The sequence below is a fragment of the Kitasatospora sp. NPDC059646 genome (assembly GCF_042734615.1).
Lineage (GTDB): Bacteria > Actinomycetota > Actinomycetes > Streptomycetales > Streptomycetaceae > Kitasatospora.
Window position 1 is genome coordinate 17,645 of record NZ_JBHWDS010000022.1, and the last position, 26,413, is coordinate 44,057.

The 26,413-nt window shown below is 74.0% G+C and carries 23 protein-coding genes and 1 tRNA gene; 2 read left to right on the forward strand and 22 right to left on the reverse strand.

Annotated elements, in window-relative coordinates:
- The 21 genes from ACFV1L_RS17705 to ACFV1L_RS17805 form a co-directional block, all read right to left on the reverse strand.
- Positions 1 to 1,170: a hypothetical protein gene (locus tag ACFV1L_RS17705; RefSeq protein ID WP_380366821.1), complete on the reverse strand. Its 1,170-nt coding sequence runs from the start codon at positions 1,168 to 1,170 to the stop codon at positions 1 to 3.
- Positions 1,167 to 1,409 carry a hypothetical protein gene (locus tag ACFV1L_RS17710; RefSeq protein WP_380366823.1) on the reverse strand — a complete coding sequence of 81 codons (243 nt, stop codon included), beginning with the start codon at positions 1,407 to 1,409 and terminating at the stop codon, positions 1,167 to 1,169. The genes ACFV1L_RS17705 and ACFV1L_RS17710 overlap by 4 nt, the downstream gene beginning before the upstream one ends.
- Entirely contained in the window at positions 1,406 to 2,512 is a 1,107-nt protein-coding gene (locus ACFV1L_RS17715) for a hypothetical protein (protein WP_380366825.1), read from the reverse strand. The genes ACFV1L_RS17710 and ACFV1L_RS17715 overlap by 4 nt, the downstream gene beginning before the upstream one ends.
- Positions 2,512 to 4,833, reverse strand: coding sequence for a beta-ketoacyl synthase N-terminal-like domain-containing protein (locus ACFV1L_RS17720; RefSeq protein WP_380366827.1), 2,322 nt, complete (start codon positions 4,831 to 4,833; stop codon positions 2,512 to 2,514). The genes ACFV1L_RS17715 and ACFV1L_RS17720 overlap by 1 nt, the downstream gene beginning before the upstream one ends.
- Positions 4,833 to 5,870 (reverse strand): aminomethyl transferase family protein, encoded by a 1,038-nt coding sequence (locus tag ACFV1L_RS17725; RefSeq protein ID WP_380366829.1) that lies wholly within the window; start codon positions 5,868 to 5,870, stop codon positions 4,833 to 4,835. The genes ACFV1L_RS17720 and ACFV1L_RS17725 overlap by 1 nt, the downstream gene beginning before the upstream one ends.
- Before the next feature lie 36 nt (positions 5,871 to 5,906).
- On the reverse strand, positions 5,907 to 7,940 hold the full coding sequence (locus ACFV1L_RS17730; protein WP_380366831.1) for a GNAT family N-acetyltransferase: 2,034 nt from the start codon (positions 7,938 to 7,940) through the stop codon (positions 5,907 to 5,909).
- Positions 7,941 to 7,983: 43 nt separating this feature from the next.
- Positions 7,984 to 8,511 (reverse strand): 3-hydroxyacyl-ACP dehydratase FabZ, encoded by a 528-nt coding sequence (gene fabZ / locus ACFV1L_RS17735; RefSeq protein WP_380366833.1) that lies wholly within the window; start codon positions 8,509 to 8,511, stop codon positions 7,984 to 7,986.
- A gap of 2 nt (positions 8,512 to 8,513) precedes the next feature.
- A complete protein-coding gene (locus ACFV1L_RS17740) occupies positions 8,514 to 8,804 on the reverse strand; it encodes an acyl carrier protein (protein ID WP_380366835.1) in 291 nt (96 codons plus the stop codon).
- A gap of 52 nt (positions 8,805 to 8,856) precedes the next feature.
- Entirely contained in the window at positions 8,857 to 9,609 is a 753-nt protein-coding gene (gene fabG / locus ACFV1L_RS17745; protein WP_380366837.1) for a 3-oxoacyl-ACP reductase FabG, read from the reverse strand.
- Positions 9,606 to 10,634 (reverse strand): 2,3-diaminopropionate biosynthesis protein SbnB, encoded by a 1,029-nt coding sequence (sbnB, locus tag ACFV1L_RS17750; protein ID WP_380366838.1) that lies wholly within the window; start codon positions 10,632 to 10,634, stop codon positions 9,606 to 9,608. Before sbnB ends, fabG begins: the two co-directional genes overlap by 4 nt.
- Positions 10,631 to 11,686, reverse strand: coding sequence for a 2,3-diaminopropionate biosynthesis protein SbnA (gene sbnA, locus ACFV1L_RS17755; RefSeq protein WP_380366840.1), 1,056 nt, complete (start codon positions 11,684 to 11,686; stop codon positions 10,631 to 10,633). The genes sbnB and sbnA overlap by 4 nt, the downstream gene beginning before the upstream one ends.
- A complete protein-coding gene (locus ACFV1L_RS17760) occupies positions 11,683 to 14,025 on the reverse strand; it encodes a lantibiotic dehydratase (RefSeq protein ID WP_380366842.1) in 2,343 nt (780 codons plus the stop codon). Before ACFV1L_RS17760 ends, sbnA begins: the two co-directional genes overlap by 4 nt.
- Entirely contained in the window at positions 14,022 to 15,227 is a 1,206-nt protein-coding gene (locus tag ACFV1L_RS17765) for a PLP-dependent aminotransferase family protein (RefSeq protein WP_380366844.1), read from the reverse strand. Before ACFV1L_RS17765 ends, ACFV1L_RS17760 begins: the two co-directional genes overlap by 4 nt.
- A gap of 13 nt (positions 15,228 to 15,240) precedes the next feature.
- Entirely contained in the window at positions 15,241 to 15,489 is a 249-nt protein-coding gene (locus ACFV1L_RS17770) for an acyl carrier protein (RefSeq protein ID WP_035864761.1), read from the reverse strand.
- Positions 15,470 to 17,014, reverse strand: a complete 1,545-nt coding sequence (locus ACFV1L_RS17775) for a class I adenylate-forming enzyme family protein (protein WP_380366846.1) — start codon at positions 17,012 to 17,014, stop codon at positions 15,470 to 15,472. Before ACFV1L_RS17775 ends, ACFV1L_RS17770 begins: the two co-directional genes overlap by 20 nt.
- Positions 17,001 to 17,942 carry an ACP S-malonyltransferase gene (locus ACFV1L_RS17780; protein WP_380366848.1) on the reverse strand — a complete coding sequence of 314 codons (942 nt, stop codon included), beginning with the start codon at positions 17,940 to 17,942 and terminating at the stop codon, positions 17,001 to 17,003. Before ACFV1L_RS17780 ends, ACFV1L_RS17775 begins: the two co-directional genes overlap by 14 nt.
- A gap of 76 nt (positions 17,943 to 18,018) precedes the next feature.
- Complete coding sequence (locus ACFV1L_RS17785; protein WP_380366850.1) at positions 18,019 to 18,813, reverse strand: ABC transporter permease; 795 nt, start codon at positions 18,811 to 18,813, stop codon at positions 18,019 to 18,021.
- A complete protein-coding gene (locus tag ACFV1L_RS17790; RefSeq protein ID WP_380366852.1) occupies positions 18,813 to 19,790 on the reverse strand; it encodes an ABC transporter ATP-binding protein in 978 nt (325 codons plus the stop codon). Before ACFV1L_RS17790 ends, ACFV1L_RS17785 begins: the two co-directional genes overlap by 1 nt.
- Before the next feature lie 210 nt (positions 19,791 to 20,000).
- Positions 20,001 to 21,530 (reverse strand): LCP family protein, encoded by a 1,530-nt coding sequence (locus ACFV1L_RS17795; RefSeq protein WP_380366854.1) that lies wholly within the window; start codon positions 21,528 to 21,530, stop codon positions 20,001 to 20,003.
- A 401-nt stretch (positions 21,531 to 21,931) separates the two neighbouring features.
- Positions 21,932 to 22,579 carry a fasciclin domain-containing protein gene (locus ACFV1L_RS17800; protein WP_380366856.1) on the reverse strand — a complete coding sequence of 216 codons (648 nt, stop codon included), beginning with the start codon at positions 22,577 to 22,579 and terminating at the stop codon, positions 21,932 to 21,934.
- Between the two features lie 61 nt (positions 22,580 to 22,640).
- On the reverse strand, positions 22,641 to 24,179 hold the full coding sequence (locus ACFV1L_RS17805; RefSeq protein WP_380366858.1) for a molybdopterin-dependent oxidoreductase: 1,539 nt from the start codon (positions 24,177 to 24,179) through the stop codon (positions 22,641 to 22,643).
- Between the two features lie 332 nt (positions 24,180 to 24,511).
- Between ACFV1L_RS17805 and sigK the strand changes: the two genes are divergently transcribed.
- Positions 24,512 to 25,096 carry an ECF RNA polymerase sigma factor SigK gene (gene sigK / locus ACFV1L_RS17810; protein WP_380366860.1) on the forward strand — a complete coding sequence of 195 codons (585 nt, stop codon included), beginning with the start codon at positions 24,512 to 24,514 and terminating at the stop codon, positions 25,094 to 25,096.
- A complete protein-coding gene (locus tag ACFV1L_RS17815) occupies positions 25,093 to 25,836 on the forward strand; it encodes an anti-sigma factor domain-containing protein (protein ID WP_380366862.1) in 744 nt (247 codons plus the stop codon). The genes sigK and ACFV1L_RS17815 overlap by 4 nt, the downstream gene beginning before the upstream one ends.
- Positions 25,837 to 26,257: 421 nt before the next feature.
- Here the strand turns inward: ACFV1L_RS17815 and ACFV1L_RS17820 are convergent.
- Positions 26,258 to 26,330: transfer RNA gene (locus tag ACFV1L_RS17820), tRNA-Lys, on the reverse strand.
- Between the last annotated feature and the right edge of the window lie 83 nt (positions 26,331 to 26,413).

Here is a 26,413-nt window from a genome sequence, read left to right on the forward strand (position 1 = left end):
TCACTCGGCCGCGAGCAGGGCGCGTTCGACCTCGTCCAGGACGGCCTCGGCGGCCGGGCGGGCGTCGGGCCGGTTGCGGCAGGAGAGGGTGAGTTCGGTGCGGCCGTCGAGCTGGCAGGTGCTGAGGAACATCTCGGCGTACGGGACGAGCATCGGCAGCGTGAAGCAGTCGGTGGGACGGAAGTCCGGCGTGCGGTACAGCTCGGTGTCGATCCGGCCGTGGTCGGTGAGGATCGCGGTGCACGGGAAGCGGGTGCCGTCCAGCTCCTGGGCCTCCCGCAGCGAGTTCGCGAACGGGTTGTTGCGCAGGAAGTCCCGTTCCAGGGAGGCGACTTCGCGCTTGCGGAGCATCGCGGCCAGCAGCTGGCTGTGCAGCCGGTTCCAGCGGTCCTCGCGGTGCAGGTCGAGCACCAGCTGGGAGGTCAGGTTGGCGGTGGAGCGCACCTCGCGGTCGTGGCGGCGCAGGTCCACCGGGATGATCAGCCGGCCGCTGTCGCCGGCCAGCAGGCGGGACACGGCCGCGCCGATCCGGGCGGTGACGGCGGACGGGGCCGCCGCGACGGAGCGGCGCAGCCACAGCGCGGTGCCGTCCGCCGGACCCTGCCCGAGGATCGCCGGGAACCCTTCCACCCGGGCCGGGACGGGGGCGGCCGGTACGGGGGCGGCGGCGGTGCGGAAGTGGGTGTCGTCGACGGTGGAGTCCGCGCCGACGGTGTCCTCGCCGCGCAGCGCGCGGAACAGGTCCTCGATCCAGTGCCGCAGGCCCCGGCCGTCGGTGACGATGTGGCTGGCGCGCACCACCAGGCGGGTCACCGGCCCGTCGGCGAGACCGAGTTCGCAGACCGGTCCGGCGACCACGTCCAGGTCGCGGTGGAAGAACGGGTGGTCGAAGCCGGCGTCGGCGGGCAGCGCGGTGATCGGCGGCAGGGTCTCCCCGGCCCGCCAGTTGGGGCCCTTGCGGCGGACCGCGAGACCGGGGTTGGCGGCGGTGGACCGCCGCACGGCGTCGGCGAGCCGGTCCGGGTCGATGCGCCCCTCGCCCTCGATCACCATCTGGATCAGCTGCGGGGTGCCGGTGGCGTTGGCGTTCAGGTAGCCGCGCTCGATCTGCGAGATCCGCCGGGTGTAGGCACGGGCCGGGGCGGGGGCGGCGGTGGCGGTCGGGGTCATGCGACGGGCTCCAGGGTCGGGGCGGCGAGGTCCTCGGTCGGGGTGGCGGGTACGGGCAGGCAGTCCCACCGCGAACAGGCGCCGGCGGCCGCCTCGCGCCGGGCGGGGCCGGCTCCGGCCGGTGCCGGGGCCGAACCGGCGCCGGGCTGCGGGCCGGCGGCTTCGGTCGAGCAGTCCCACCGCGAGCAGGCGCGGGCCGCGACCGCTCCCCCGGCGTCCGCGTCGGCCGTGGCGTTCACGCGGCGGCCTCCACGGTGACCGCCTCGGTGCGGACGGCGGGGGCGGACGGCTCCGGCTGCCACCACCAGCGGACGGCGGCGGGGGCGTCGGTGGCCAGGGCCAGGTGCAGGCCGTGGCCGAGGTCGGCGGAGCGCACCAGGTGGCCGGTGTTGGTGGGGCGCCAGCCCGGCCGCCAGTCCGGCAGCCGGACGCCGGCGAAGGTCTCCTTGCGCAGGTGCGAGGCCTTGATCAGCGCCTCGCACTCGGCGAAGTCCCGCATGGTGGCGGGCTCGCCGTCCGGGCGGCCGAGCAGCGCGCCCAGCCACTGCATCGCGTACGGGCGGTCCCGGTGGTCCTGGAGGTCCACGCCGACGGTCTGGCCGGACACCAGCGCCACGGTCGAGTACTCGGCGCAGTGCGCGACCGAGGCGGTCAGGCCGAGGTCCGGCAGGCTCCACCGGCGGTGCTCGTCGCGGGCAAGCTCGCGAGGGCTCGGCCGGACCCCGTGCAGGCTCGCCACGGCCTCGGTGATCAGCCACCGGCCGGCGTCGTTCAGCCGGTGGCCCATCCGGTCGCGCGGCAGGTGCGGGTGCCGGGTGACGAGGCAGTCGATGGCCGCCTCCTCGTCCGGGTTCCCGCGCCGGGCCGCGGTGGTGAGCGGCGCGGGGCGGGCGGGGGACGGGCGGCCGGGCTGCGCGGGGCGGGACAGCGCCTGCGCCGTCGCCCTCCGGACCGTCAGACCAAATGCGGCCAGCACGGGCTGACGGGGCGTCGGGGTGGGTGCCGGGCCGCCGCCCGGCACCCGGCCGGAGTCCGGGGCCCCGCCGGGCACCGGCTCCGGCGTCCGGGAGGGCGCGGCCGCCGTCGCGGGGGCCGCGCCGCCGGTGGCGCGGAGTTCGACCAGGTCGGTCTCCGGGCGCTGCTCCTCCAGCCAGTCCCCGCCGGCCCGCGGGGCGGTGCGGGCCGGCCGGATTCCCGCCGCGGTGGCGGCCGGTCCTTCGCCGGCCCGTCCCGCCGCGGCGAGCACCGGGCCCAACTGGCGGGCCCAGGGCAGCGGGTCGGTCGGCGTGCCGCCGTCCAGCCAGCTCCCCGCTGCCCGCAGGGCCTCTCGTACGGCGCCCATCACGGCCTCGCGTCGAGCACCGCGGCAGCGTAGGAGCCGCCGTAGGCGAAGCTGGACAGCAGCAGGCGTCCGGCGGGGGCGTCGCCGGCCAGGGCGGCGACCAGGCCGAGGGCGCCGGCCGAGCCGTAGGTCTCGCCGATCAGCGCCTTGGGGGTGGCCGTGGGGCGGTCGGCGAGGCCGGCCAGGGCCAGGGCCCGGGACTGGGCGACGTCGACCAGGCGGTAGCCGGAGGCGGCGGAGACCACGGTGTCGATCTGCCCGGGTGCGGAGTCGGCCTCGGCGAGGGCGGCGCGCAGGGCGCGGGCCCAGGCCTCGCCGTCTCGGCCGATCCGTCCGATGCCGGCCGGTTCGCCGGAGGCGCCGAAGCCCCGCACGTCCGCGAGGACGTTCGCGCCGCGGGCGGCGGCGGAGGCCTCGGACTCCAGCAGGATGGCGGCCGCGCCCTCGGAGAGCACGGTGCCGGTGCCGCCGCCGGGGACGACGTGCGCGGTCTTCGCGTATCCGGGCAGCCGGGCCTGGGTGGCCAGGGCCTGCTCGGGGAACTCGTCGGCGACCACGACCATGATCCGGTCGGCCATGCCGCGGGCGATCACCCGGGCGGCCAGTTGGAGGGCGAGGACGGACGAGGTGCCACCGTTGGCGATGGTGGCGGTGTAGCCGCGGTAGCGGTGCAGCATCGCGACGTGCCCCGCGGCGGCGTTGACCACGGTGTTGGCGAAGGTCGCCGGGTTGGCGCCGGTGATGCCCTTGGTGAGGACGCCGCGGTGGAAGTCCAGCACCGAGGTGACCGGGCCGTAGCCGGTGGCGAACACGATGCCGGTGCCCTCGGCCTCGGCGCGGGACGGCTTGCCGTACCGCTCGTACAGGTCGCCGACGGCGCCGGCGGCGAGCACGCCCAGCGGGTCCATCCGGCGGGCCTTGCTGGGGTTGAGGCGCTTGGCGACGGCCTTGACGTCGATCCGGCCGATCGGGCGCTCGCCGAGGCCGGCGACCTGCTCCAGGGTGTCGAAGCCGACCCGTCCTTCGGCGAGGGCGGCGGTCAGCTCGGCGGTGGAGCCGGCCGAGCCGGCCAGGCCGGCCACGCCGGTGACCACCACGTGGTGCACGGGCTGCGTGTGGCGGGCCGAACGGGCGGGCCGGCCGGGCTTGTTGAGGACGACGGTGGCGTTGTTGCCGCCGAACGCGAAGGAGTTGGAGGCGACCACTTCGAGCGGGGCGGGCCGGCCGGTGTTCGGGACGATGTCGAGCCCGAACGGTGAGTCGACGCCGCGGGTGCTGACGGTCGGCGGGATGACGCCCCGGTCGATCGCCATGGTGGAGACGATGGCCTCGACCGCGCCGGCCGCGCCCAGGGTGTGGCCGAGCATCGACTTGGTGGAGCTGGCGGGCGGCACCTCGGCGCCGAACAGCAGCTTCACGGCCTTGGGCTCGGACACGTCGTTGGCGGGGGTGCCGGTGCCGTGCAGGTTGACGTAGTCGACGTCCTCCGGCGCGAGTCCGGCGGTCTGCAGGGCCTGGGCCATCGCGGCGGCCGCGCCCTTGCCGCTGGGGTCGGGGGCGGTCTGGTGGTAGCCGTCGCAGGAGAGGCCGTAGCCGCCGAGTTCGGCGAGCGGTGCGGCGCCGCGTTCGGCGGCCCGCTCGGCGGACTCCAGCACCATGAAGCCGGCGCCCTCGCCGAGGGTGAGCCCGGTGGAGGCGGACATCGGCGCGCACGGCTCGGGGTCGAGCGCGCCGAGGGCGGAGAAGCCGTACGCGGAGAGCTGGGCCAGCGGGTCGACGCCGCCGCAGATGACGTAGTCGACCTCGCCCTTCCAGAGCAGTTCGGCGGCGTAGCCGAGGGCGACGGCGCTGGCCGCGCAGGCGTTGGACAGCACCACGCGGGGGCCGCGCAGGTCGAACTCGGCGGCGATGTAGTCGCCCACGCACGGGAGTTGGGAGCCGGCGGCCTGGACGGCGTCGAGCACGCCGTCCTTGACCAGGCCGCTGTGCACGGTCTCCAGGGTGGGCATCGCGCCGAGGCTGGAGCCGACCACCACGGCGACCCGGTCGCGGTCCACGGTGTCCAGGTCGAGGCCGGAGTTGCGCAGTGCCTCGCGGATCGCGGTGGCGGCCAGGGCGTAGCAGCGGTCCAGGTCGGCGGGCTGCTCGGCGGTGACCATGCCCGCCCAGTCGGTGAGCAGTTCGGTGGTGTCGAAGAGGGTGTTGGTCCGGATGCCGGAGACGCCCTGGGAGATGGCGGCCCAGCTCTTCTCGACGTCGTCGCCGGCGCCGGTGATCAGGCCCAGGCCGGTGAGGGCGATGCGTTCGGTCGTCTTGGTCATCAGTGGATCCGGGTGGTCAGCGAGCGGGCGATGACGCGGGGCTGGGTGACGGTGCGCACCGGGGTGGCGGCGCCGTTCTCGTTGTCGGCGGAGAGCTCCAGGCCGGGGACCCAGAACGGGGCGTCGAGCAGGGCGACGACCAGTTCCTCGTCGGCGTTGGCGGACGGGGCCTGCCAGATCACGGTGCCGACCTGCTGCCCGCCGGCGGTGACGGGGGTGCCGGCGGTGAAGGCGGCGCCGACGGGGGCGGCGAGGGCGGTGATGCGGGCGGTCCCGGCGGTGGGCTTGACCAGTTCCTCCGAGCCGAGGAACTCGCCGATCCGGTTCCAGTCGACCATCCAGGCCAGGTCGGCCTCGTGCACCGGCAGGCCGGCGAAGCCCGCGGCGTAGACGGCCATGCCGGCCTCGGCCTGGACCCGGGCCAGGCCCTCGGGGCCGACCTCGGCGCCGTCCTGGGCGAGGACCGCCTCGACGGCGGCGCGGTGGCCGGCCTCGGGGTCGTTGGACAGCAGCAGGTAGCCGTACTCGCCGGTGGTGCCGACCCGGGCGAGGTGGGCGAGCGCGGCGTCCGCCCCGGGGACGACGGCCTCGGTGACGCCGTGCAGGGTCAGGCCGGAGATGTCGAACTCGACGAACGCGGCCGCCGCGGCCCAGGCCTGCGGGCCTTCGAAGGCGGTGGCGCCCCAGCCCTCGGGGGCGATCTCGACGGTGACGTCGGCCGGCGCCTCCAGCGCCTCCAGGTAGTCGGTCAGGGCGTCGGCGGAGACCGGGGTGCGGGGCAGCAGCCAGGAGTCGTCGCCGATCTCGAAGTGCAGCAGGATCGCGAACGGCGAGCCGTCCTGGTTCAGCGCCAGCGCCTCGCGGACGGTGTCCGGCTCGACGTACTCGCTGGACTTGGCCAGGAACAGGTCGAGGAACTCGTAGCGGTCGCCGCCGGAGATCCGGACCAGCGGGGCGGTGATCGGGTAGACGCCGACGGCGGTGCGGACGGTGGTGTAGTCGTCCTGCGCGGTGCGCACGGCAACGGTGGTGGTCATGGCTTCGGTGGTCCTTTCGAGGGTGCTGTTGGGGTGTCAGATCGCGGGTGCGGGGTGGACGGACAGCTGCCAGGCGGCCTCGCCGGCGGCGGTCGCGCAGCCGATCAGCAGTCCGGAGGAGGTGGTGCGCAGGACGATCTCGGGCGCGCCGGGCGCGCCGGGGTCGGCGGGCGCGAGGTGCAGCCAGTGGTCGCTGCCGAGGCGGACCGCTGCGGTGGACGCCCAGACCTGCCGGAAGGCGGCGGAGTCGAGCTCGCGGCGCGTTCCGGCGGAGTGCAGCACCACGGGGGTGCCGGCCGGGGTGTCGGGGGTGAGCCAGAGCACCGTCTCCTCGTCCGCGCCCGGGGCGTGGACGTCGATCCGGACCGGCTCGGCGGCCTGCTCGGGGGCGGTGACCTCCCAGCTGATCCGCTCCTGCGGGGCGGCCAGGCCGAGCGGGTGCTTCTGCTCCCACTCGCGGGCGGTCGGGACGCCCCAGCCGAGGCCGGTGGCGAGCGAGTGCCGGTGGTGCTCCCGGGTGACCCAGGCGCCTGCGCTCCAGCGCGGGTTGCAGCCGAAGGCGCGGGTGCGGGGGGCGGGGCTGCGCAGCACCTTCGTGCCGTTCTCGGTCCAGGAGGTGATCCCGCCGGCGTTCGCCTTGACGGTCAGCTTCCGTTCGCCGGTGGCGGGTTCGGGCGTGGCGGGGACTGCGGTGGCGCTCTCCTGCCCGGCGCCGGTGCGGAGTTCGGTGCGCAGGCGGGCGGTGCCGTCGGCGTCGGGCTCCAGGTGGCGTTCGACCAGGGTGGTGTGGATCAGCCGGACCGGCCGGCCGGCCGGGAGGGTGATCCGGGTGGTGCCGTCGGTCCAGGCGAGGGTGGAGCCGGCGGGGGCGGTCTGCGCGGCGGCGACCACCTCGGAGGTGTCGCGGACGCCGATGCCGGTGCCGATCAGGTGCCGGACGGTGGTCGTGTCGGGTCCGGTCAGGGTGAAGTCGCCCTGGCGGAGTCCGACGGTCTGGAAGATCCGGCCGGGCCGGGTGGTGTACGTGAACTGCTGTTCCAGCACGCCCCGGTGGAGCGTGAGGGTGCCGGTGACCCGGTTGCCGCCGGTGGTCTCGCGGACCTGGACGCCGTGTTCGACGGGGTGGATCTCCAGGTCGCGGGCCTGGCCTTCGCGCCAGCCGGCCGAGCGGTCGGCCTCGGCGCTGGGCCAGGTGGAGACGAACACCGGTCCGTGGTGGCCCTCGGCGTGCACGGTGAGGGTGCCTTGGGCGGCGTCCAGTTCGGCGGTGAGGCCGCTGTCGCCGAAGCGGTGCGGCTCGACCGGCGCCTGGATCCGGACCTCGTAGGGCGGTTCGGCGATCCGCAGCGGCCGGGTGGCGCCGTCGGGGGTGGTGAGCGCCGCGTCGAGCATCAGGCCGCGGTCCACGTCGACGGTGGCGGTGAGCTTGAACTCGCCGAGGGCCAGAGCGTAGGCGACGGTCCGGATTCCGTCCACCACCCGTACGTCGGACCGGAGTTCGTCGTCCCGGCCGCCGGCGACGTTGCCGAAGCTGCTGAGCTGTCCGAGCGCCGCCAGCGCCTCGGGGTCGAGGTCGTGGAAGACGCTGCGCAGGATCAGCGGGATGTAGTTGTGCAGCTCGACGTTGCCGTCCTCGCCGGGGACGGTCTCGCCGACGGAGACGCAGCCGACCCGCCGGTAGAGCTTGAAGGCCACGGTGTTGGCCGGGTTGACGGTCAGTCGGAGCACCAGGCAGCCGCAGCGCATCATCCATTCGACGGCTTCGGTGAACAGCCGTCCGGTGATGACGCCGTTGCGGTAGGCCGGGGCGACGAAGAACATGTCGGCGATCAGTTCGCCGGCCCGGGCGGAGCGCCGTCCGGTGCTGTGGAACAGCCCGAAGGTGCCCACCACCCGGCCGTCGTCGACGGCGATCAGGAACGTCGCGGTGTCGCGTTCGGCGAGTTCGCGTTCGAGCTCGTCGCCGGTGATTCCGCCCGCCACCGGGTTGGGGTTGTCGCGGTGACGGTTGTAGAGCTCGGCGATGTCATGCGCGTCGCCCTCCTGGTACGGGCGGATCGTGATGGACATTCCACACCTCCTTGTCTGCTCTGGTCGTGGGGACGGGGGCGGCTCAGCCCTTGCGTTCGGTGGTGACGATCAGCGAGCCGGCGGCGGCGAGTTCGGTGCCGACGGAGGCGCGGACCGAGACGGAGCGCAGGCCGCCGAGCTTCTGGCCGAGCTTGGCCTCCAGGGTGAGCTGGTCGCCGGGGACGACCAGCCGGGAGAACTTCATCGAGCTGATCGAGCCGAGGTAGCCGACGCTGGCCGACGGGTCGGCGGGCTCGTCCCCGGCGGCGGGCGCCGGGGCCTCCAGCAGTTCGGCGACGTAGACGACGGCGACCAGCTGGGCCATCGCCTCGACGATCATCACGCCCGGCATGATCGAGTGGTCGGGGTAGTGGCCGGCGAAGAACGGCTCGTTCACCGAGACGCTCTTGACGCCGCGTCCGGAGACGCCGGGGACCACGTCGTAGGCGCGGTCGATCATCAGCATCGGCCAGCGGTGCGGCAGCATCCGCTTGATGTCGTCGGAGGAGTAGGCGAAGGTCTTCGGCTTCTCCTTGGCGGCGGCCCGGGCGGGGGCGATCGCGGTGGTCATGGTCAGACCTCGCGGGCTTCGATGAAGTCGACCAGGGCGTTGATGGAGCCGAAGGCCTCGAAGTCGTCGTCGCTGATCAGCACGTCGTACTCGTTGTTGATCATGACGACGATCTCCAGGGTGTCCAGCGAGTCCATCTCCAGGCCGCGGCCGAACAGCGGCTGGTTGTCGGAGACGATCTCGGCCTCGGCGTCCAGGCCCAGGCGGTCGATGATCATCGACTTGATCTTGAGGTTCTTCTCCAGGCGCTGCTCGGCCTGGGTCCGGACGTCCTCGAAGGTGGCGGTGGACATGGTGTGCCTTTCCGTTGGGAGTTGATGGAACGTCAGTTCGATTGCGGGGCGGTCAGCTGTAGAGCATCCCGCCGTCGACGGTGAGCACCTTGGCGGTGATGTACGAGGCCGCCGGGCTGGCCAGGAAGACCGCCGCCTGCGCGACCTCCTCCGGGGTGCCCATCCGGCCCAGCGGGATCGCCGCCGCGGCCTCCTTCAGCTGGGCGCGGGGCACCTTCTTCACCATGTCGGTGTCGATGAAGCCCGGCGCCACCACGTTGACCCGGATCCCCTTGGGCGCGCCCTCGTAGGCCAGGGTCTTCGCCATCGCGATCACCCCGCCCTTGGAGGCGGCGTAGTTGGCCTGGCCGACCCGGCCGGCGATGCCCGAGGTGGAGGCGATGAAGACGATCGACCCGCCGCTCGCGTACATCTGCTTGGTGGCCTCACGGGCCGTCAGGAACGCGCCGGTCAGGTTGGTGGAGATCACCTCCTGCCACTTGGCGGCGCTCATCGCCGCGAAGTGGCCGTCGGCGGTGATGCCCGAGTTGAGGACCGCGACGTCCACACCGCCCCAGGCGGTGCGGATCTCCTTGTACATCGCGGCGACCTGCGCCTCGTCGGAGACGTCGGCCTGCACCAGCAGCGCCCGGCGGCCGAGGCCCTCGATCTTCTCCGCCAGCTGCTCGGCCTTGCCGGCGCTGGAGCGGTAGTTGAGCGCGACGTCGCAGCCGTGCTCGGCCAGGTGCAGCGCGATCGCCGCGCCGATGCCCCGGGACGCCCCGGTGACGACGGCCCTGGTGCCTTCGGTGAACAGCTGGCTCATGCCGCGCTCCCGGCGAGGTTGGAGGTGACCTTGTGGCTGCCCGGGTCGAAGCCGTCGACCTCGGTGCCCAGGCCGCGCTTCTCGGCGTGGTTCAGCACCGCCTCGGCGACCGCGAGGTCCAGCACGCCGAGTCCGAACGGGGAGAACACCACGGTGCGGGCGTCGGGCAGTTCGGCGGTGCCGTCGAGCAGCGCGCCGATCTCGGCGGTGACGAAGCGGCGGTGCCCGGCCTGCTGCTCGGCCTTGTGCAGCGAGGTCTGCTCGCGGATCGCGTGGTCGGCGTCGTCGACCACGTTGACCGCGCCCAGCACCGAGGCCACCGACAGGTCGCGCAGCGACAGGTGCAGGATCACCTGCCCGTCGGGGCGGTTCGGGTGGTCCGCGAGGTCCAGCCAGTACGAGGAGTCGGTGGTGGCGATCGACACCGTGTCGGCGGCCAGCGCCTGACCCAGCGTCACCGCCCGGAACTCGACGTCCGGGTACTCGGCGGCGAGCTCCGCGGCGAACACCCTGGCCCGCTCCGGGAAGGCGTCCTGCAGCAGCACCGTCCGCAGGCCCTGGTGCACCTGGGTGAGGAAGTGCACCACCTGGTTGTTGATGGTGCCGCAGCCGACCAGGCCGACCGTGCGGACCTCGCGCCCGGCGTTCAGCAGCCCGGAGGCGAGCGCCGCGCCGGCCGCGGTGCGGACCGCGGAGATCTGGCTGCCCTCCATCAGGGCGAGCGGGTAGCCGGACTCCAGGTCGTTCAGGATGCACAGGCAACTGGCGCGCTGCAAGCCCCGGTTGACGTTCTCCGGGAACGACGAGATCCACTTCAGGCCCATCACCGGGGCCGGTCCGCCGAGGTAGGCGGGCAGCGCGATGATCCGCGAGTCGGAGCGGTGCAGCGGGCGCAGGAAGGTGGAGAACGGGAGGTCGGACTTGCCCTGGCTGTGCAGCACGTAGGCGTTGCGGACCAGGTCGACGACGGTGGAGTCGAGGTCCGCGAGCGCGGACCGGACGTCCTCCCGGCCGAGGATCCTCATGACTGGGTCCTTTCTTGGTCGGTCTGCGGCAGGTACTGCCGGAGGTAGGACTCCACCCACTGGTCGTCGTAGATGGTGTCGAGGTAGCGGTCTCCGCCGTCCGGGAGCACGGCGACGCAGGTGGTGCCGGGTTCGATCCAGGACGCGGACTGGGTCAGCGCGGCGATCACCGCGCCGGACGAGCCGCCGGCCAGGATCGACTCCTCGGCCAGCAGGCGGCGGCAGCCGCGGATGCACTCCGAGTCGGTCACCTTGACCACCCGGTCCGCGAGGCCCGGGCGCAGCAGGGCCGGGACGACCGCCGCGCCGTGGCCGGGGATGGTGCGCTTGTGCGAGGCCTCCCAGGGCTCCGGCGGGCCGAAGATCACGCTGCCGACGGCGTCCACGGCGACCACCCGGGTGGGCAGGGCCTGGTCGTGGATGAACTCGGCGCAGCCGCGCAGCGTGCCGGTGGTGCCGGCGGCCAGGAACAGGTAGTCGGGGGGCTCGGGGAGGGCCTCGACGATCTCCCGCATGGTGGCGCGGTGGGCGCGCGAGTTGTCCTCGTTGGCGTACTGGTTGGGCCACCAGGCGTCGGGGACGGTCTCCAGCAGGTGCTTGACCCGGGCGATCCGGGCGGGCAGGAACTCGCCGGTGGCGGGGTCGCGGTGCTCGACCACCTCCACCCGGGCGCCGTAGGCCCGCATGATGGCGAGGTTCTGCGGGGTGGTGCGCGGGTCGACCACGATGACCAGGCCGAGCCGGTAGAAGTTGCACAGCTGGGCGAGCGCGATGCCCAGGTTCCCGGAGGAGGACTCCACCACGGTGGACACCCCGGGGACGATCCGGCCGGTGGCGATGGCCTGTTCGACCATCGACTTGGCGGCGCGGTCCTTGATGGAGCCGCCGGGGTTGAACCGCTCGCACTTGGCGTACACCTGGAAGCGGGCGGGCGGGAAGAGTCGGTCCAGCGCCACCAGCGGCGTGCCGCCGATCGTGGCGACGATGTCGGGGTCCGACGGACGGTGCGGGCGGGCCCGCACCTCGGCGCCGTCGGGGACGAGCACGGTCATTCCGGCACCTCTCGGCTGATCTGGAGCCGAAGCTCACTGACGTAGTGCTCGCCGTCGGCGTCGGGCAGCCAGGACTCCTCGGGGGCCGGCAGCGGTTCGCTGACGGTCACCCTGGCGTCGGGGTCCGACTGCACCGCCCGGCGGACGAGGTTGGCGAAGGAGAGCACCAGCGTGGGGCTGGTGAAGTCGACCAGGGACGGCTTCGTCTCCTCGGGGAACTTGACGAAGGCCCGGTCGGGCAGGGCGTTGCCGGTGACCCAGCGGCGCACCGCCAGGTAGTCGCGGTGCCGGTCGGCCTTGGGCGCGAGGGCCACGCCGGCGGCGGGCAGCCGCCAGGTCTCCCGGAACAGCACCAGGTCGTCGAGGGTGACCCGGGGGGCGTGCGGGCGGTCCAGGCCGATCTTGAACGCGTCGCAGGCGATGATCGAGATCAGCACCGCGAGCAGTTCGGAGAGGGTCCGGGTGCGGCCGTCGGAGGTGGTCGCGGTGAGCGTGCCGTCGGTCTCGGTGAGGGTGATGGCGACGGCGGGCTCGATCCGCTCCCGCTGGTCGAACGGGGCGCGGGTGAAGCCGATCAGCCGGTCGCCGGCGCCGATCGGGGCGGGCACCATGCGGCCGCTGTTGCGCTTCCAGCCGACCGGCAGCAGCGGCACCAGCCGTTCGCCGCCGATCGCCCGGTTGACCTTGTCGCGGAGCGTGCCGCTGTCGGCGGTCCAGTCCAGGAACGGCAGGTCGAGGGTGGCCAGGCAGGCGTGCAGCTCGCCCAGCACCACCTGGTGCCGGCCGGCGTTGACGTCGTCCGCCGAGCGGGCCACCACCTGCAGGTCGGGGCTGTGCACCGCGAGGTGCGGGGAGCGCACCGGTCCGGTGGCGAACACCTGCTTCGCCGCGTCGGCGATCCGGTCGACGCTCAGGTCGACCCGGGTGGCGCCGTCCGGCACCTCGCCGATGACCTGACGCCATTTCAGCGCCAGCTCGCGGACGGCCTGCTGGACGGGGTGGTTGTGCTCGCCCCAGAACAGCGCCAGGGTCTGCGGCCAGACGTCGGCCAGGGTGACGGCGGTGCCGGGGCGCAGCCGTGCGGCCGCCTTGCGGACCAGGGCGACGACCTCGGCCTCGACCAGTTCGGCGAGCCGGTTGCCGAACCAGTCGGCGGCGTCGGCGACCAGGGCGAGCGGGCGGGCGATGCCGTCCAGGAAGTCCCGGCCGAGCTCCATCCGGCAGTCCCGCAGGGTGTCCTGGTAGAGCAGGGTGCGGCCGGCGTACGCCTTGCCCTCCTCGCGGGAGGCGGCCTGGCCGGTCGTCTCCACGAAGTAGGCGTCCAGCGCGTCCAGTGCCGCGACCAGCTGCTCGGCGGTCTCCGCGCGGTCGATCCCGTCCTTGTGGCGGGCGAGTTCGGCGAGCACCGCGTCGTAGCGGACGAACAGTTCGGGGTCGCCGATGGCGTCGACGCGGCGGCGCAGCACCTCTTCGGCGCGGACGTCGACCGGGATGTTGGCGTCCCAGCCGAGCACCCGCTGCCGCAGCAGGCGGTTGAGCACCTTGTCGACGTCGGCCCGGGCGCTCGCGGCGTCCCAGCCGTGGTCGGCGACCAGCAGGTCGGCGATCTGCTCGGCGTTGCGGTCGCCGTCGGCCAGCCGCAGCACCTGACCGTCCTCGGGGCGGAGGCGGACGGTCTTGCGGTTGGCGAGCACCAGCTGTTCGCCGTCCAGGTGGACGTCGGGGCGGAGCATCGGCGGGAACCACCAGCGGGCGCCGGGCTGTTCGGCCATCCAGTCGGCGATCGCGGCGACCGTCCAGCGTTCCAGCGAGGTGCGGGCGGCGGCGACCAGGGCGGGGCCGTGGTCGATGCCGATGGCCTGCTGGGTGCGGCCGACGCCGATCCAGGCGCCGGGGCCGAAGAAGCCGATGGTCTCGGCCTTGGCGCAGTAGCGCAGCCAGTACATGGCGAGGGTGCGTTCGCGCTGGCGGCGCTTGGTCTCCTTGCCGCCGGGGGCGGCGAGCGAGTCGAGGACGCGGAAGACGGTGCGGTTCTGCCAGGCGATCGCGAGGCGGAGCTTGGGGTCGGTGGCGAGGGCGGCGAGCCGGGCGGCCTCGGCGTCCACGTCGGCCCGGTAGGCGAGGGCGAAGTCCTCGTCGGTGCCGTCGCCGGCGGCGAGCCGGGCGGCGGCGGCCGGGGCGCGGGTGCCGCCGATCAGGTCGAGGCCGGAGACCGGGAAGCCGGCGTTGCGGAGCAGTCCGACGCCCCACACCTGCCAGTCGGAGCCGGCCAGCGGGTGGAGCGGGCCGAAGTCCGCCCAGTCCACGGCGCAGGCGGCCTCGACGGCGGCGGCGGTCATCCCGACACCTCCGCCGACTCGCGTGCGGTGTCCGGGGTTTCGGTCAGTGCGGCGGCGAGCCGGGCGACGGCTTCGGTGATCTTCGTGCGGGGCACGTTGCTGAAGCACAGCCGCAGGCCGTCGTTGTGCTCGCCGTCGATCGAGAAGTGGCCGCCGGGGACGAAGGACACGCCGTGGGCGGCGGCGGCCTGCGCGTAGCGGGTGGCGTCGGCGCCGTCGCGGTGGCGCAGCCAGAGGTAGAAGCCGCCGCCGGGGCGCTGCCAGGTCCAGGGGCTGTCGGCGCCGAGTTCGGCGTCCAGCGCGTCGGCCATCAGGGTGCAGCGTTCGCGGTAGCTGTCCCGGTAGCGGTCGATCAGCCCGGTCCAGCCGGAGCGGGAGTAGTAGGCGGCGAGGGCGCCCTGGGCGAGGGCGGACGGCGACAGCGAGATGATCTCGGCGACCCGGGCGAGGTCGTACCGCAGGTGTTCGGGGGCGGCGATCCAGCCGGAGCGCAGGCCGGGGGCGAAGATCTTGGAGAAGGTGCCGAGGTAGACCACCTGCTGCGGGTCGAGGGCCTGGAACAGCGTGGTGGTGGTGCCGTCGAAGCCGAGCAGGCCGTACGGGTTGTCCTCGATCAGCAGCAGGTCGAGTTCGCGGCAGGCGGTGAGGATCTCGGCGCGGCGCGGGACGGAGAGGGTGGCGCCGGTCGGGTTCTGGAAGGTCGGGTTGACGTACAGCAGTCGGACGGTGCGGCCGGCGGCCCGCAACGCGCGGACGGTGGTGCGCAGTTGCTGCGGGCAGAGGCCGTCGGCGTCCTCGCCGACGGCGTGCAGGTCGAGGCCGGCGGTGCGGAACGCGGCGGTGGCGCCGGGGTAGGCGGGGGTCTGCACCAGGATGGTGTCGCCGGGGGTGCCGAGGGCCAGGGCGACGGCGGTGAGGCCCATCTGGGAGCCGCTGGTGGGGATCAGGTTGCCGGCGTCGGCGTGGCCGTCCTCACGGGCCATCAGGTCGGCGACGGCGGGGACGAGGGCCTTGGCGACGTGCGGGGTGGTGTACTGCAGGGCGAGCTTTCCGCCGAGCCGGACGAGCCGGGCGAGTTGCTGGGAGATGTCGCCCAGCGGGAGGACGTCCAGGTCGGGCAGTCCGCCCGCCAGGGATATGACGTCCCCGCCCTTCTCGAACAGCCGGGGCAGTTCGGCCGCGGGTCTGGTGTCGGTCCACATGGCTGGCGTTCCCTCAGACTCGGGCCGGGGCGGCGTCGGCGGCCCAGGCCTGCACGTAGCGGAACAGTCCGGCCGGGGAGGCCAGCGCCGGGTCGGCGAGGGCGTCGGGGTCGACCTCGATGCCGAACTCCTCCTCGACGGCCATCACCAGGGCGATGGTGTGCAGCGAGTCGACGCCCAGGTCGACGAGCGGGGTCTCGGAGTCGGTGACCTGCACGGAGCAGATCCGCTCGACGAGCTGGTCAAACTGCGACTGGTTCATGGCTGCTCCTCGGGGATGCGGTGGTGGTCCGGTTGCTTCGGTGGTGGTCCGCCGGCGTGGCGGCCGCCGCGGCGGCGTCGACCAGGCGCTTGGCGGCGGCCCGGTCGGGCTTGCCGTTGGCGGTCAGCGGGACGGTGTCCAGCGGGACGACCCGGTCGGGCATCCGGCTGTGGTCGAGCCGGCCGGCCAGGGCGGCCCGGACCTGCTCCGGCGGGAGGGTGCCGTGCACGGCCAGCAGCAGCGGGCCGTCCTCGGGTTCGGGGCGGAGCGCGACGGCGGCGGTGACGCCGGGGAGGCGTTCGGCGGCGTCCTCGATCTCGGTGAGGGCGACCCGCATGCCGCGGCGCTTGATCACGTCGTCGTCGCGGCCGACGAAGTACAGCCGTCCGGCCTCGTCGAGCCAGCCGCGGTCACCGGTGTGCAGCTCCAGCGAGCCGTCGGGGCAGCGGACGAAACGGTTCTGCTCCTCCAGCGGGATCCGCCAGTAGCCGGCCATCACGGTCGGGCCGGCGACCACGATCTCGCCGGTCTCCCGCGGGCCGAGCTCGGTGCCGTCGGCGGCGAGGATCCGGACCCGGTCGCCGGGGATCGGCGGGCCGACCGAGTCGGGGTGCTCGGCGTACTCGGCCGGGTCGAGGATGGAGATCCGCTTGCACTCGGTCATGCCGTACATCGAGGCGAACTCGGAGCCGGGGAAGACCTCCAGCAGCTCCGCCGTCACGGCGCGGCCGGGGCGGGCGCCGGTGTTGGTGAACAGCCGGACCCGGGTGGGCCGGTGCAGCTTGCCCTGCAGCAGCGTCAGCATCTGGGCCAGCGAGGGCACCAGCGGCACGACGGTGACGCCGGTGCGCTCGATCAGCCGGAGCAGCCCGACGTCCTCGCTGCGGCGGGCCAGCACCAGGGTGCCGCCGACCAGGGCGGACATCAGGGCCTGGTAGAGGCCGTAGTCGAAGGAGAGCGGCAGCCGGCACAGCACCACGTCGTCCTCGCGGTAGCCGAGGCAGGCGTGGATGGCGTCCAGCGCGGCGAGCATCTGGCGGTGCGGGCAGACCACGCCCTTCGGGCGGCCGGTGGTGCCGGAGGTGTAGATCAGCATCGCCACCTCGTCCTCGTCGAGGTCGGCGCGGTGGCCGTCCTCGGCGCTGGCGAGGACCTGCCGCCAGGCCTCCTCGACGCCGACGGTGCGGGCGGCGCGGCGGCCGGCCGCGGGTCGGCAGACGGCCAGGGCGGCCTCGGAGTCGGCCACGATGTGGTCGATCTGGTGGTCCGTCAGGTCGGGGTGGACGGGGACGAAGATCGCCCCGATCCGCAGGGTGGCCCAGAACAGGGCCAGGAACGAGCGGTCGTTGCCGCCGGAGTACACCACCCGATCGCCGGCGGTGAGGCCCTGGCCGCGCAGCCAGCCGACGGCGCGGTCCACGGCGGCGCCGAGCTGACGGTAGGTCAGGGTTCCTTCGGCGTCGATCACGGCGGGGTGGTCGGCCCGCCCGACGAGCGGGTGGTCGAGCAGGTCAGACACCGGCATGGACGGCCACTCCCTCGCGCGCGGCGAGCCGCTCCCGGGCCCGGGCGACGTCCCGGGCGGTGTTGACGGACAGCACGTCGAGCGCGGGGTGCCGGCGCTTGAGCAGGTTGGCGAGCGTCTTGGCGGGCGGCAGCGAGACGGTCAGCCCGGGTGCCAGCTCGCCCAGCCGGTCCTGGCACAGGTCCCAGCGGACCGGGCTGACCACCTGCCGCACCAGCCGGCGGCGGATCTCGGCCGGGTCGTCGACGGCCGCGCCGTCCGCGTTGGACAGCAGCGGCTGCGTCGGCGCGGCGAACGGCACCGCCTCGGCGGCGGCCTCGAAGGCCTTCCGGGCCGACTCCATGTACGGGGTGTGGAAGGCGCCGGCCACGCTGAGCGGCTTGACGGTGGCCCCGGCGGGCGGGGCGGCGGCCAGCTGCTCCAGGGCGTCGGCGAGGCCGGCCGCGACGATCTGGCCGGGTCCGTTGAAGGTCGCCGGGGTCAGCCCCCACTCGGCGATCCGGTCGAGGACTTCGTCCTGATCGCCGCCGACCACGGCGGCCATCGAAGTCGGGGCCTCGGCGCAGGCCGCGGCCATCGCCCGGCCGCGGACCGCGGCGAGCCGCACCGCGTCGGCGGGCTCCAGCACGCCGGCGTAGACCGCGGCGGTGAGCTCGCCGACCGAGTGGCCGGCCGCCACCGCGCCGCCCGGCCGGACGGCGTCGGCCAGGGCGTGGTGGGCGAGCAGTCCGGCGGCCACCAGCAGCGGCTGGGTGTGTTCGGTGCGGGCGATCTCGGCGGCCGGGGCCTTGGTTCCGAGGTGGACCAGGTCGAGGTCGGCGGCCTCGGACCAGGCCCGCACCCGCTCGGCGGTGGCCGGGTCGCGCAGCCAGGCGGCCAGCATGCCCGGGGTCTGGGAGCCCTGGCCCGGCGCAATGAATGCGAACATCAGTTCGAACCTCCTTTCGAGTGGAGCCGGCGCCCGGGCGGGGGACCGCCCCGCCGCGGGCGTTCGGTGCGGCCGGTTACGGGCGGCCGGTGGACTTGCGGAAGCGGCGGATCGCCAGGAACGAGAAGCCGGCGAACCAGGCCAGCAGGTTGAACACCGCGCCGATCACGCTGGAGTGCTCCCCGTGGAACGAGAAGCCGTCGTTCAGCGGGTACCGGGCCAGCGTCGCCACCCCGTACATCGGGGTGTAGCGGGAGACCTCCAGCATCACGCCGCTGAGCGGGATGAACAGGTTGCCCAGGAAGGCGAGCGCGGTCATGGTCAGGCCCGGCATGTGCATCACCACGTCGGGCTTCATCGCCAGGCCCATGCCGATGCCGAGAGCGGCGAACACCGCGGCGCCGATCCAGGCCACCAGCAGCGAGACCACCCAGACGTTCGCGTCGGCGTGAGCACCCGTCAGCGCACCCAGCGCTCCCACGATGGCGACCGGCACGCCGGCCATCAGCACCGAGCAGAGCACCTTGACCAGCAGGTAGCCGGGCGGGGTGAGCGGGCTCATCGCGATGGTCCGCATCCAGCCGACGGACTTCTCCACCGAGATGGTGGCGGCCGAGCTGACGGCCGCTGTGGCCGCGCCGTACACCGCCTGACCGATCATCATCCAGGCGGCGAAGTTGCCGTGCGGCAGGTTCGCCCCGCCCGACGGGGCGGTGCGGAACAGCGCCAGGTACAGCACCGCGGGCAGCAGCACGGTGAAGATCGTGGTCTGCCGGTTGAACCGGCGGCGCAGCTCGTAACGGACGAAGGTCGGGTTCACCCCGTTGAAGACCGAGGTGCGGGCGGCGGCGGGCGCCGTGACGGCGGCCATCAGACGTTCTCCTTACGGGCGTTGGCGACGCTCTCGGCGCGGCCGGCGTTCTCGGTGATGGCCATGAAGGCCTCCTCCAGGCTGCGCGGCGCCACCTCGATGTCCCGCGCCTGCGTCTCACCGACCAGCACCCGCAGCAGCGCGTCCGAGTCGGTGCAGGTGAAGAAGGTGCGGTCGCCGCGGACGGCGGTGGAGCGCACCCCCGGCGTCCGGGACACCACGCCCGTCTCGTACGGGCTGAGCACCGCGGAGACGGTCCGGCCGCTGGTCGCGGCGCGGATCGAGGAGGCCGAGCCGTCGGCCACCACCGCGCCCTTGTTGATCATCACGACCCGGTCGGCGAACTGGTCCGCCTCCTCCATGTAGTGGGTGGCGAACATGACCGTCATGCCGCGCGCCGCGTCCTCCCGGACGGCCGCCCAGAAGTCCCGCCGGGCCACCACGTCCATGCCGGCCGTCGGCTCGTCCAGCACCAGGAAGTCCGGCCGGGACAGCAGCGCCAGCGCGAACCGCAGCCGCTGCTGCTCACCGCCCGAGCAGGCCGCCACCCGGCGGGCCCGCAGCTCGGTGATGTTCGCCCGCGCCATGCACCGCTCGGGGTCGGCCCCCGGGTGCAGCGAGGCCAGCATGTGCACCGTCGCCTCGACCGTCAGGTCCGGCAGCAGGCCGCCGGACTGCAGCACCGCCGCCACCCGCCCGGCCCGCACCGCCTGCTCGGGGCTCACCCCGAACAGCCGCACCTCGCCCTCGTCCGGCCGGGTCAGCCCCAGCAGCATGTCGATCGAGGTGGTCTTGCCCGCGCCGTTCGGCCCGAGGAACGCCACCACCTCGCCCCGCCGAATCCGCAGATCCAGTCCGTTGACGGCGGTGAACACCTCGCCCTTGGCGTTGGTGAACCGCTTGACCACACTGGAGAGTTCAGCCGCCAGGGGCGACGTCGTCCCCCTCGACGCCGTACGGTTCTGGTAATCGATCATCATCCGAGTCCTCACGATTCGGCGGAGGTTCGCCTCTTGTGAGCTCAACTCTCCCGGCTGCCCCTATCGCCCCGAACCGGCCCGGCTATCGGACTCCTATCCCGCTCCCCGCTCCCGCCCTTTCCGCAGGTCGCCCGGGGCGGGAGCAGCTCCCACCGCCCCGGCGGCGGCGCTCCCACCGGCGCCGCCGGACGCGGTCTTGACAGCGCGTCAGGGCGCCGAGACCGGTACGTCCTTGCTGCGGGCGAACGCCTGCACCGGCGTCATGCTGCCCAGGCCGGGCAGGCTCACGGTCTTCTCGTGGCTGACCTGGGTGCAGTTGCTCTCGTTGTCGGCGGTGACGGCGTCGGCGCCCTTGAGCGCGGCGGCCGGGTCCGCGGGGGCGGTCGGGGCGCCGTTCGCACCGGCGGGGTAGCTGGTGCCCTGCGTCCAGTCGGCGCCGATCACCAGCTCGATCGCACTGCCGGTGCCGGCCTCGACGGCGCTCTCCGGCACGCCGAGCGCGGCGGCCACCTGCTTGGCCTCGGCCGCCTTCCCGGCCGGGTGGCGGATCGCGGTGCGGTCGGCGGTGGTGTCCTTGCCCGTGGAGGTCTCGCGGGAGAAGCCGGCCGACTTGAGCGCGTCGGCCAGCGCGGTGGCGCGGTGCGCCGCGCCGCTTCCGTTGCGCACCACCACGGCGATGTTCCGGCGCGGCGTCGCGTCCGCGGGCGGCGCGGCCGGTGCGCTGGAGGAGGGCGGGGCGGGCGGCGGCGAGGACGGTGCGGTGGCCGCGCCGTTCGGGTCGGCGCTGAGCGACTGGTCGTTCTTGATCGTCGTGAACAGCTTCTTCGCGTCCGGGCCGGCCACCAGCCGGTTCTCGTCCTTCGGGTCGGCCTCGGTCTGCATGGTGGTGAAGGTGACCCGGGACGGCGGCACCTTGTTCAGGTCGTCGGCCAGGCCGACCAGCTTGGTGATCCCGTCCAGGCCGGGGTCGACGGTGAGCGCCTTGGTGGCGGCGTCGGCCAGCGACAGCACCTTGCCCGGGTCGGTGAGCGTCCCGGCGCTCTTCAGCTGACGGATCATCGACCCGAGGAACGCGTGCTGCGCGCCCGCCCGCCCGAGGTCGCCGCCGTCCCCGAAGCCGTGCCGGGTGCGGACGAACTGCAGCGCCGCCATGCCCTTCAGGGTGTGCGAGCCCTTGGCCAGCTTGAGGTGCGAGTACGGGTCGTACACGTCGTCGCTGACGCACACCGGCACGCCGCCCACCGCGTCCGACATCTTGATCACGCCGACGAAGTCGACCTTGATGAAGTGGTCGATCGGTATGTCGGTGAGCTGGTGCACGGCGGCCACCGTGCAGCCGGGGCCGTACTGCAGCGTGGAGTTGATCTGCCCGCGGCCCGCCTTAGACGAGGTCTTGTGCTCCTTGTCCACGCAGCCCGGCAGGTTGGTCATCAGGTCGCGCGGGATGCTCATCACGGTGGCGTTGGAGCGGTCCGCCGAGACGTGCAGCAGCAGTTGGACGTCGGCGTTGGCGCCGGTGCCGCAGTCGCTGCCGCCGATCTCGCAGTCCTCCGGGTTGTCGCGCCCGTCCGAGCCGATCACCAGCACGTTGATCGGGGTGCGCCCGAACTCGTCCGGTACCTCGTGCCCGGCGTCGCCGCTCTCCCCGGCGTACAGCGGCGCGGACTTGATGTTCCCGTTGTACCGGACGTACAGGTACCCGCCCGTCCCGACGGTCACCACCACCAGCCCGGCCACGCTCCAGGCGGCGATCTTCAGTCCCCGCCGCCCGCGTCCCCGCTTCGCCGCCCGCCGCGCGGCGGCCCGCCCCCCGTCCTCCGCCGGCGGCCGGGGCGCCGTGCCCTCGGACCCGTCCGCCGCCACCTCGACGCTCCCGGCCTGTCCGCGTATCACATCGCACCCCCGTCGCCCGGCCCTTCCGAGCTTTCTTCCCCCTAATAGATGCACGACCGGCCGTAGTTGTTGCACTCGGGGTGCCAACATCCCCACCGGGCCGCCGAGTCCCTCGCCCGTGAACCCGACGTCCGGCGCCTCCCGCGCCCCATCGGCCGACCGCCGTCCACGGGCCCGAACCGTGCCCCGTGGACGGCACGAGGGCCCCGGCCTGTCCCGGCCGGGGCCCTCGGCGTGACGGGCGGTCAGGACGCCGGCATCAGGACGGTGTCGACGATGTAGACGGTGGCATTGGCGGTCTGGACGTTGCCGCACAGCACCTTGGAGTTGCCGTTGACGGTGAAGTCGGGCTGGGAGCCGGTGACGGTGAGGTTGCTGCCCTCCAGGGTCCGGTGGGTGCCGGCCAGCGAGTTCGGGGCCAGGCGCTCGGGGGTGACGTGGTAGGTGAGGACCTTGGTGAGCTTGGCCTTGTCGGCCAGCAGCGCGTCCAGGTCGGCCTTGGGGACCTTGGCGAAGGCGTCGTTGGTGGGCGCGAAGACGGTGATGTTCTGCGCGGAGTTGAGGGTGTCGACCAGTCCGGCCTGCTTGACGGCGGCCACCAGGGTGGACAGCAGCGGGTTGTTCGAGGCCGCGGTGGCGACCGGGTCCTTCGCCATGCCGGAGAACGATCCGGCACCGTCCTCGGGCACCGCGGCGCAGGCAGCGCCGAACGGGGCGTCCGCCATCGCCGCCGGGGCGGTGCTGCCGAACGTCGCCGCGGACGAGGAAGAAGCGGCGGCGGACGAGGAACCGGAGCCGTCGCTGCTGCTGCACGCGCCCAGGGTCAGGGCCAGGGCTCCGGCGGCGAGCAGGGCGGTGGCGGTGCGGCGACGGTTGCGGGTGGATGCGGACATGGCGGATCTCTCCTCGGTGCTCGGGGTGAAGTGGTACTGCCGGTCGGATGGCTGTGGGGGCTCAGGTGACGGTGACGACGGTGCTGTGCCGGCCCGTCGCCCCGGCGGGGAAGGGCGCGGCCCGGCTCTCGGGCTGCACGGCGCCGGCGGTGTCGGTGGCGCGCACCTCGATGCGGTGCGTGCCGGGGGGTGCGGCGGGCCAGCGGTAGGACCACTGGCGCCACAGGTCGGGCCCGGCGTCTGCCGCCAACTCGGCCTGTTGCCAAGGGCCTTCGTCGATGCGGAGCTCGACGGCGGCGATGCCGCGGTGGGTCGCCCAGGCGGTGCCCGCGAGATCGACGTCACCGGCGGGGACCTTCGCGAACGGCGCGGGGACCTCGATCCGGGAGGCGGTCCGCACGGCGCCGGTGCGGTCCCAGCCGCGTTGCACCCAGTAGGGGTCGAAGGCGGTGAAGTTGGTGACCTCCAGGTCGACGAGCCACTTGGTGGCGGAGGTGTAGCCGTAGAAGCCGGGGACGACGGTGCGGCACGGGAAGCCGTGCGCGAGCGGCAGCGCCTCGCCGTTCATGGCTACCGCCAGCAGCGCCCGCCGACCGTCCAGGACGGACTCCAGGGGGGTGCCGATCGTCATGCCGTCCTGCGAGCGCCCCACCAACTGGTCGGCCCCGGAGCGGACTCCGGCGCGGCGCAGGAGCGCGGGCAGCGCGACACCGAGCCAGCGGGCGGTTCCGACGTAGGGACCGCCGACCTCGTTGGAGACGCAGGACAGGGTGTGGTCGAGCTCCTCCAGGGGTTCGCGCAGCAGGTCGTCGAAGGTGAGCAGCTGGGGCCGGTCGACCAGGCCGTGGATGCGCAGCGTCCAGGCGCGGGGGTCGATCCGGGGCAGGGTGAGTGCGGTGTCGACCCGGTAGAAGTCGCCGTTCGGCGTGGTGAACGGGGACAGGCCCGGGACGTCCGGGTGGACGGCGGAGGGCAGCGGTGGCCGTGGGACGGCGGGGGGCGGAAGGCGGACGGCGTCGCGCGCGGCGGCGACGTCGTAGCGTCGGTCCGTCAGGATCCGACCCGCTGCCCCGGCCAGGGCGCCCGCCGTGAGGGTGGCGGCGGTGGCCGTCAGCACCGTCCGGCGACTCGTCACGGCTGCGCCGTCCGGTGCTGCGGGCTGCCCGGGGCGGCCGCCGGGCAGCCCGCGCCACAGCCGGGCCAGGAACCAGACGGTGACCGCACCGACCAGCCCGGCGACCAGTGACGGTATGCAGTCGGCAGCGGCGGCACCGGGACGGGACAGCGCCGCCCAGGCGCCGAGCGCGCCGAACGCGCCGAAGACCGCAGCCCCGGCGAAGGGGCGGCGCACCGCCGACCACCCGGCCAGTGCGGCGAGCAGGGCCGTCGTCAGGTAGATCCCGCCCAGCAGCACCGGCTTGTCGTGGGTGCCGAAGGTGCGCACCGCGTACTCCTTGAGCGGTGTCGGCGTCAGGTCGATCACCGCCGCCCCCACCGCGACCACCGGCGCGGTCGGAGCTCCCGTCGCGTACGCGGCCGACTCGCCCGCCCCGAGCGCCGCCACCGCCGATGTCAGCCCGATCGCGGCCGCGCCGGCCATCCGCAGCAGTCCGCGGGCCGGCCCTCGGGAGGGTGCGGAGGAAGGAGTCGGTTGGTTGCTCACACCCCCGGTTCGGGTCCTGGACGTGCCCGGATTGGCCGGACTCCCCCGCTCACCCGATCGGGTGAGGCCGTCAGAACCCCGGGGGAGACGATGGCGCTCCGGTCCGCGGGGAGACCAATCCGCGCACCGCACGGCGTCGAACAGCACATACGAGCAGGCACCCGCTCACTGGCACCCGAGCCGCCCGAGGCGGCCCTTCGACGGAAGGCACCCATGTCACCCATCGCCCCGGGAGCACTCCCCGCCCGACACCTCGGAGGCGCTCCGTGGTGAGCGCGGTCGTCCGCCTTCCCGATCCCGGCCGTCCCGGACCCGACCTCCAGGAGCTGATCGACCGGATCGCCCTCGGCGACCAGGACGCCTTCTCGCGCCTCTACGACGCGGTGGCCGGGCCCGTGCTCGGGCTGGTGCGACGGGTGCTGCGCGACCCCGCGCAGTCCGAGGAGGTCGCCCAGGAGGTCATGCTGGAGGTGTGGCGCACCGCTCCTCGCTACCGGCCGGAGAGCGGCAACGTCATGCCGTGGGTGATGACCATCGCCCACCACCGCGCGGTCGACCGCGTCCGGGCCGCCCAAGCCGCGGCCGACCGCGACCGGCGGGCGGCGGCCACCGCCCACACAACGGCCTTCGACGAGGTCGCCGAACAGGTCGAGGGGCGCCTGGAGCGCGAGCAGGTGCGCCGCTGCATGAGGATGCTGACCGAACTCCAGCGGGAGTCCCTCACCCTGGCCTACTACCGCGGCTACACCTATCCGCAGGTCGCCGAGGTCCTCGGGGCCCCGCTCGGTACCGTGAAGACCCGCATGCGCGACGCCCTGATCCGCATGCGTGACTGCCTGGGAGTGGGCTCATGAACGCCACCGCCGACCTGCACACCCTCACCGGCGCCTATGCCGCCCACGCCCTCGACGAGACCGAACGCGCCGCCTTCGAGCACCACTTGGCGCACTGCGCGCCCTGTACGCAGGAGGTCGCCGAGTTCGCCGCCACCCTCGCCAGGCTCGGCACCGCCGAAGCCGCCACTCCCCCGCCCCGTCTGAAGGCCCGGGTCATGGCGGCGCTGCCCACCACCCGGCAGGACGCCCCACGGGGCACCCCGGCACCCGGTCCGCGCGCGGGTCGCCGACTCCCCCGGCGTTGGCAGGGATTCGCCCTGGCCGCCTGCCTCGCCGTCGCGGTCGGCGCGGGTGCGGTGGCCGTTCAACAGCACCGGGAGACCGAGCGGACCCGGACGGAAGCGGCGGCGGCACGACAGCAACAGGCCGCCCTCACGACCCTGCTCACCGCTCCCGACGCCCACCTCGCCAGCGGACCCGTGACCGGCGGCGGAACCGGCACCGCGGTGTGGTCGCCCGCGCTCGGCCGGGCAGGGTTCTGGGCCTCCGGCCTACCCGCCCTGCCCGACGACCGCGTCTACCAGCTCTGGTTCGACGACGCGGGCACCATGCGCCCCGCCGGACTGCTCCCCTCCGACGGCGCGCTGGTCCTGGCCGGCCCCGTCAACGCGGCCTCCGGAGTCGGCGTCACCGCGGAACCGGCGGGCGGCTCCCCGCACCCCACCGGCTCCCCTCTCCTCCTCCTGCCACTGACCTGACGCCTGAGGAGCCGTCAGCGCCGGCCGGGCCCCTCGCCTGCGGCACCGCGCCGCTCTTGAGGGCCCCCGCCGTGGCGTGCACACGGGGCCCCGGATCGCCGCATCCGGACCGCACCGGCCCGAGCACGGCGGTGTGGCGTGCCCTCGACGCCCGCAGGGAGCCGTACCGCCTTGGGCTTTCGCCCGACGAGCGCGTTCAGATGCCGCCGTCCCGGCGCTCTCCGCCTCCGCCGCGGCGGTCACCACGTCAATCCGTGCGAACTGCGCGCCGGCCGTGCGTCCGACCGCCGCGCTGCTGAACGCGCCGTCGGGCCCGCCCGCTGGCGCACACACCCTCAGAAGCACGACGGCACCCCGGCCAGGAGAATCAGCCGGGGTGCCGCACTGCACGTCGGAAGGGGTGTCGCCCCTTCGTTCCACGTGGGCCGCCAGGGGCTCGAACCCTGAACCTACGGATTAAAAGTCCGCAGCTCTGCCAATTGAGCTAGCGGCCCGCGGCAGACGTGGGCCTCGTGGGACAGCGCCTGCCGGGGTGATCCTACCTGGTGCCCGGCGGGAGATGGCCAGCGGATTACCG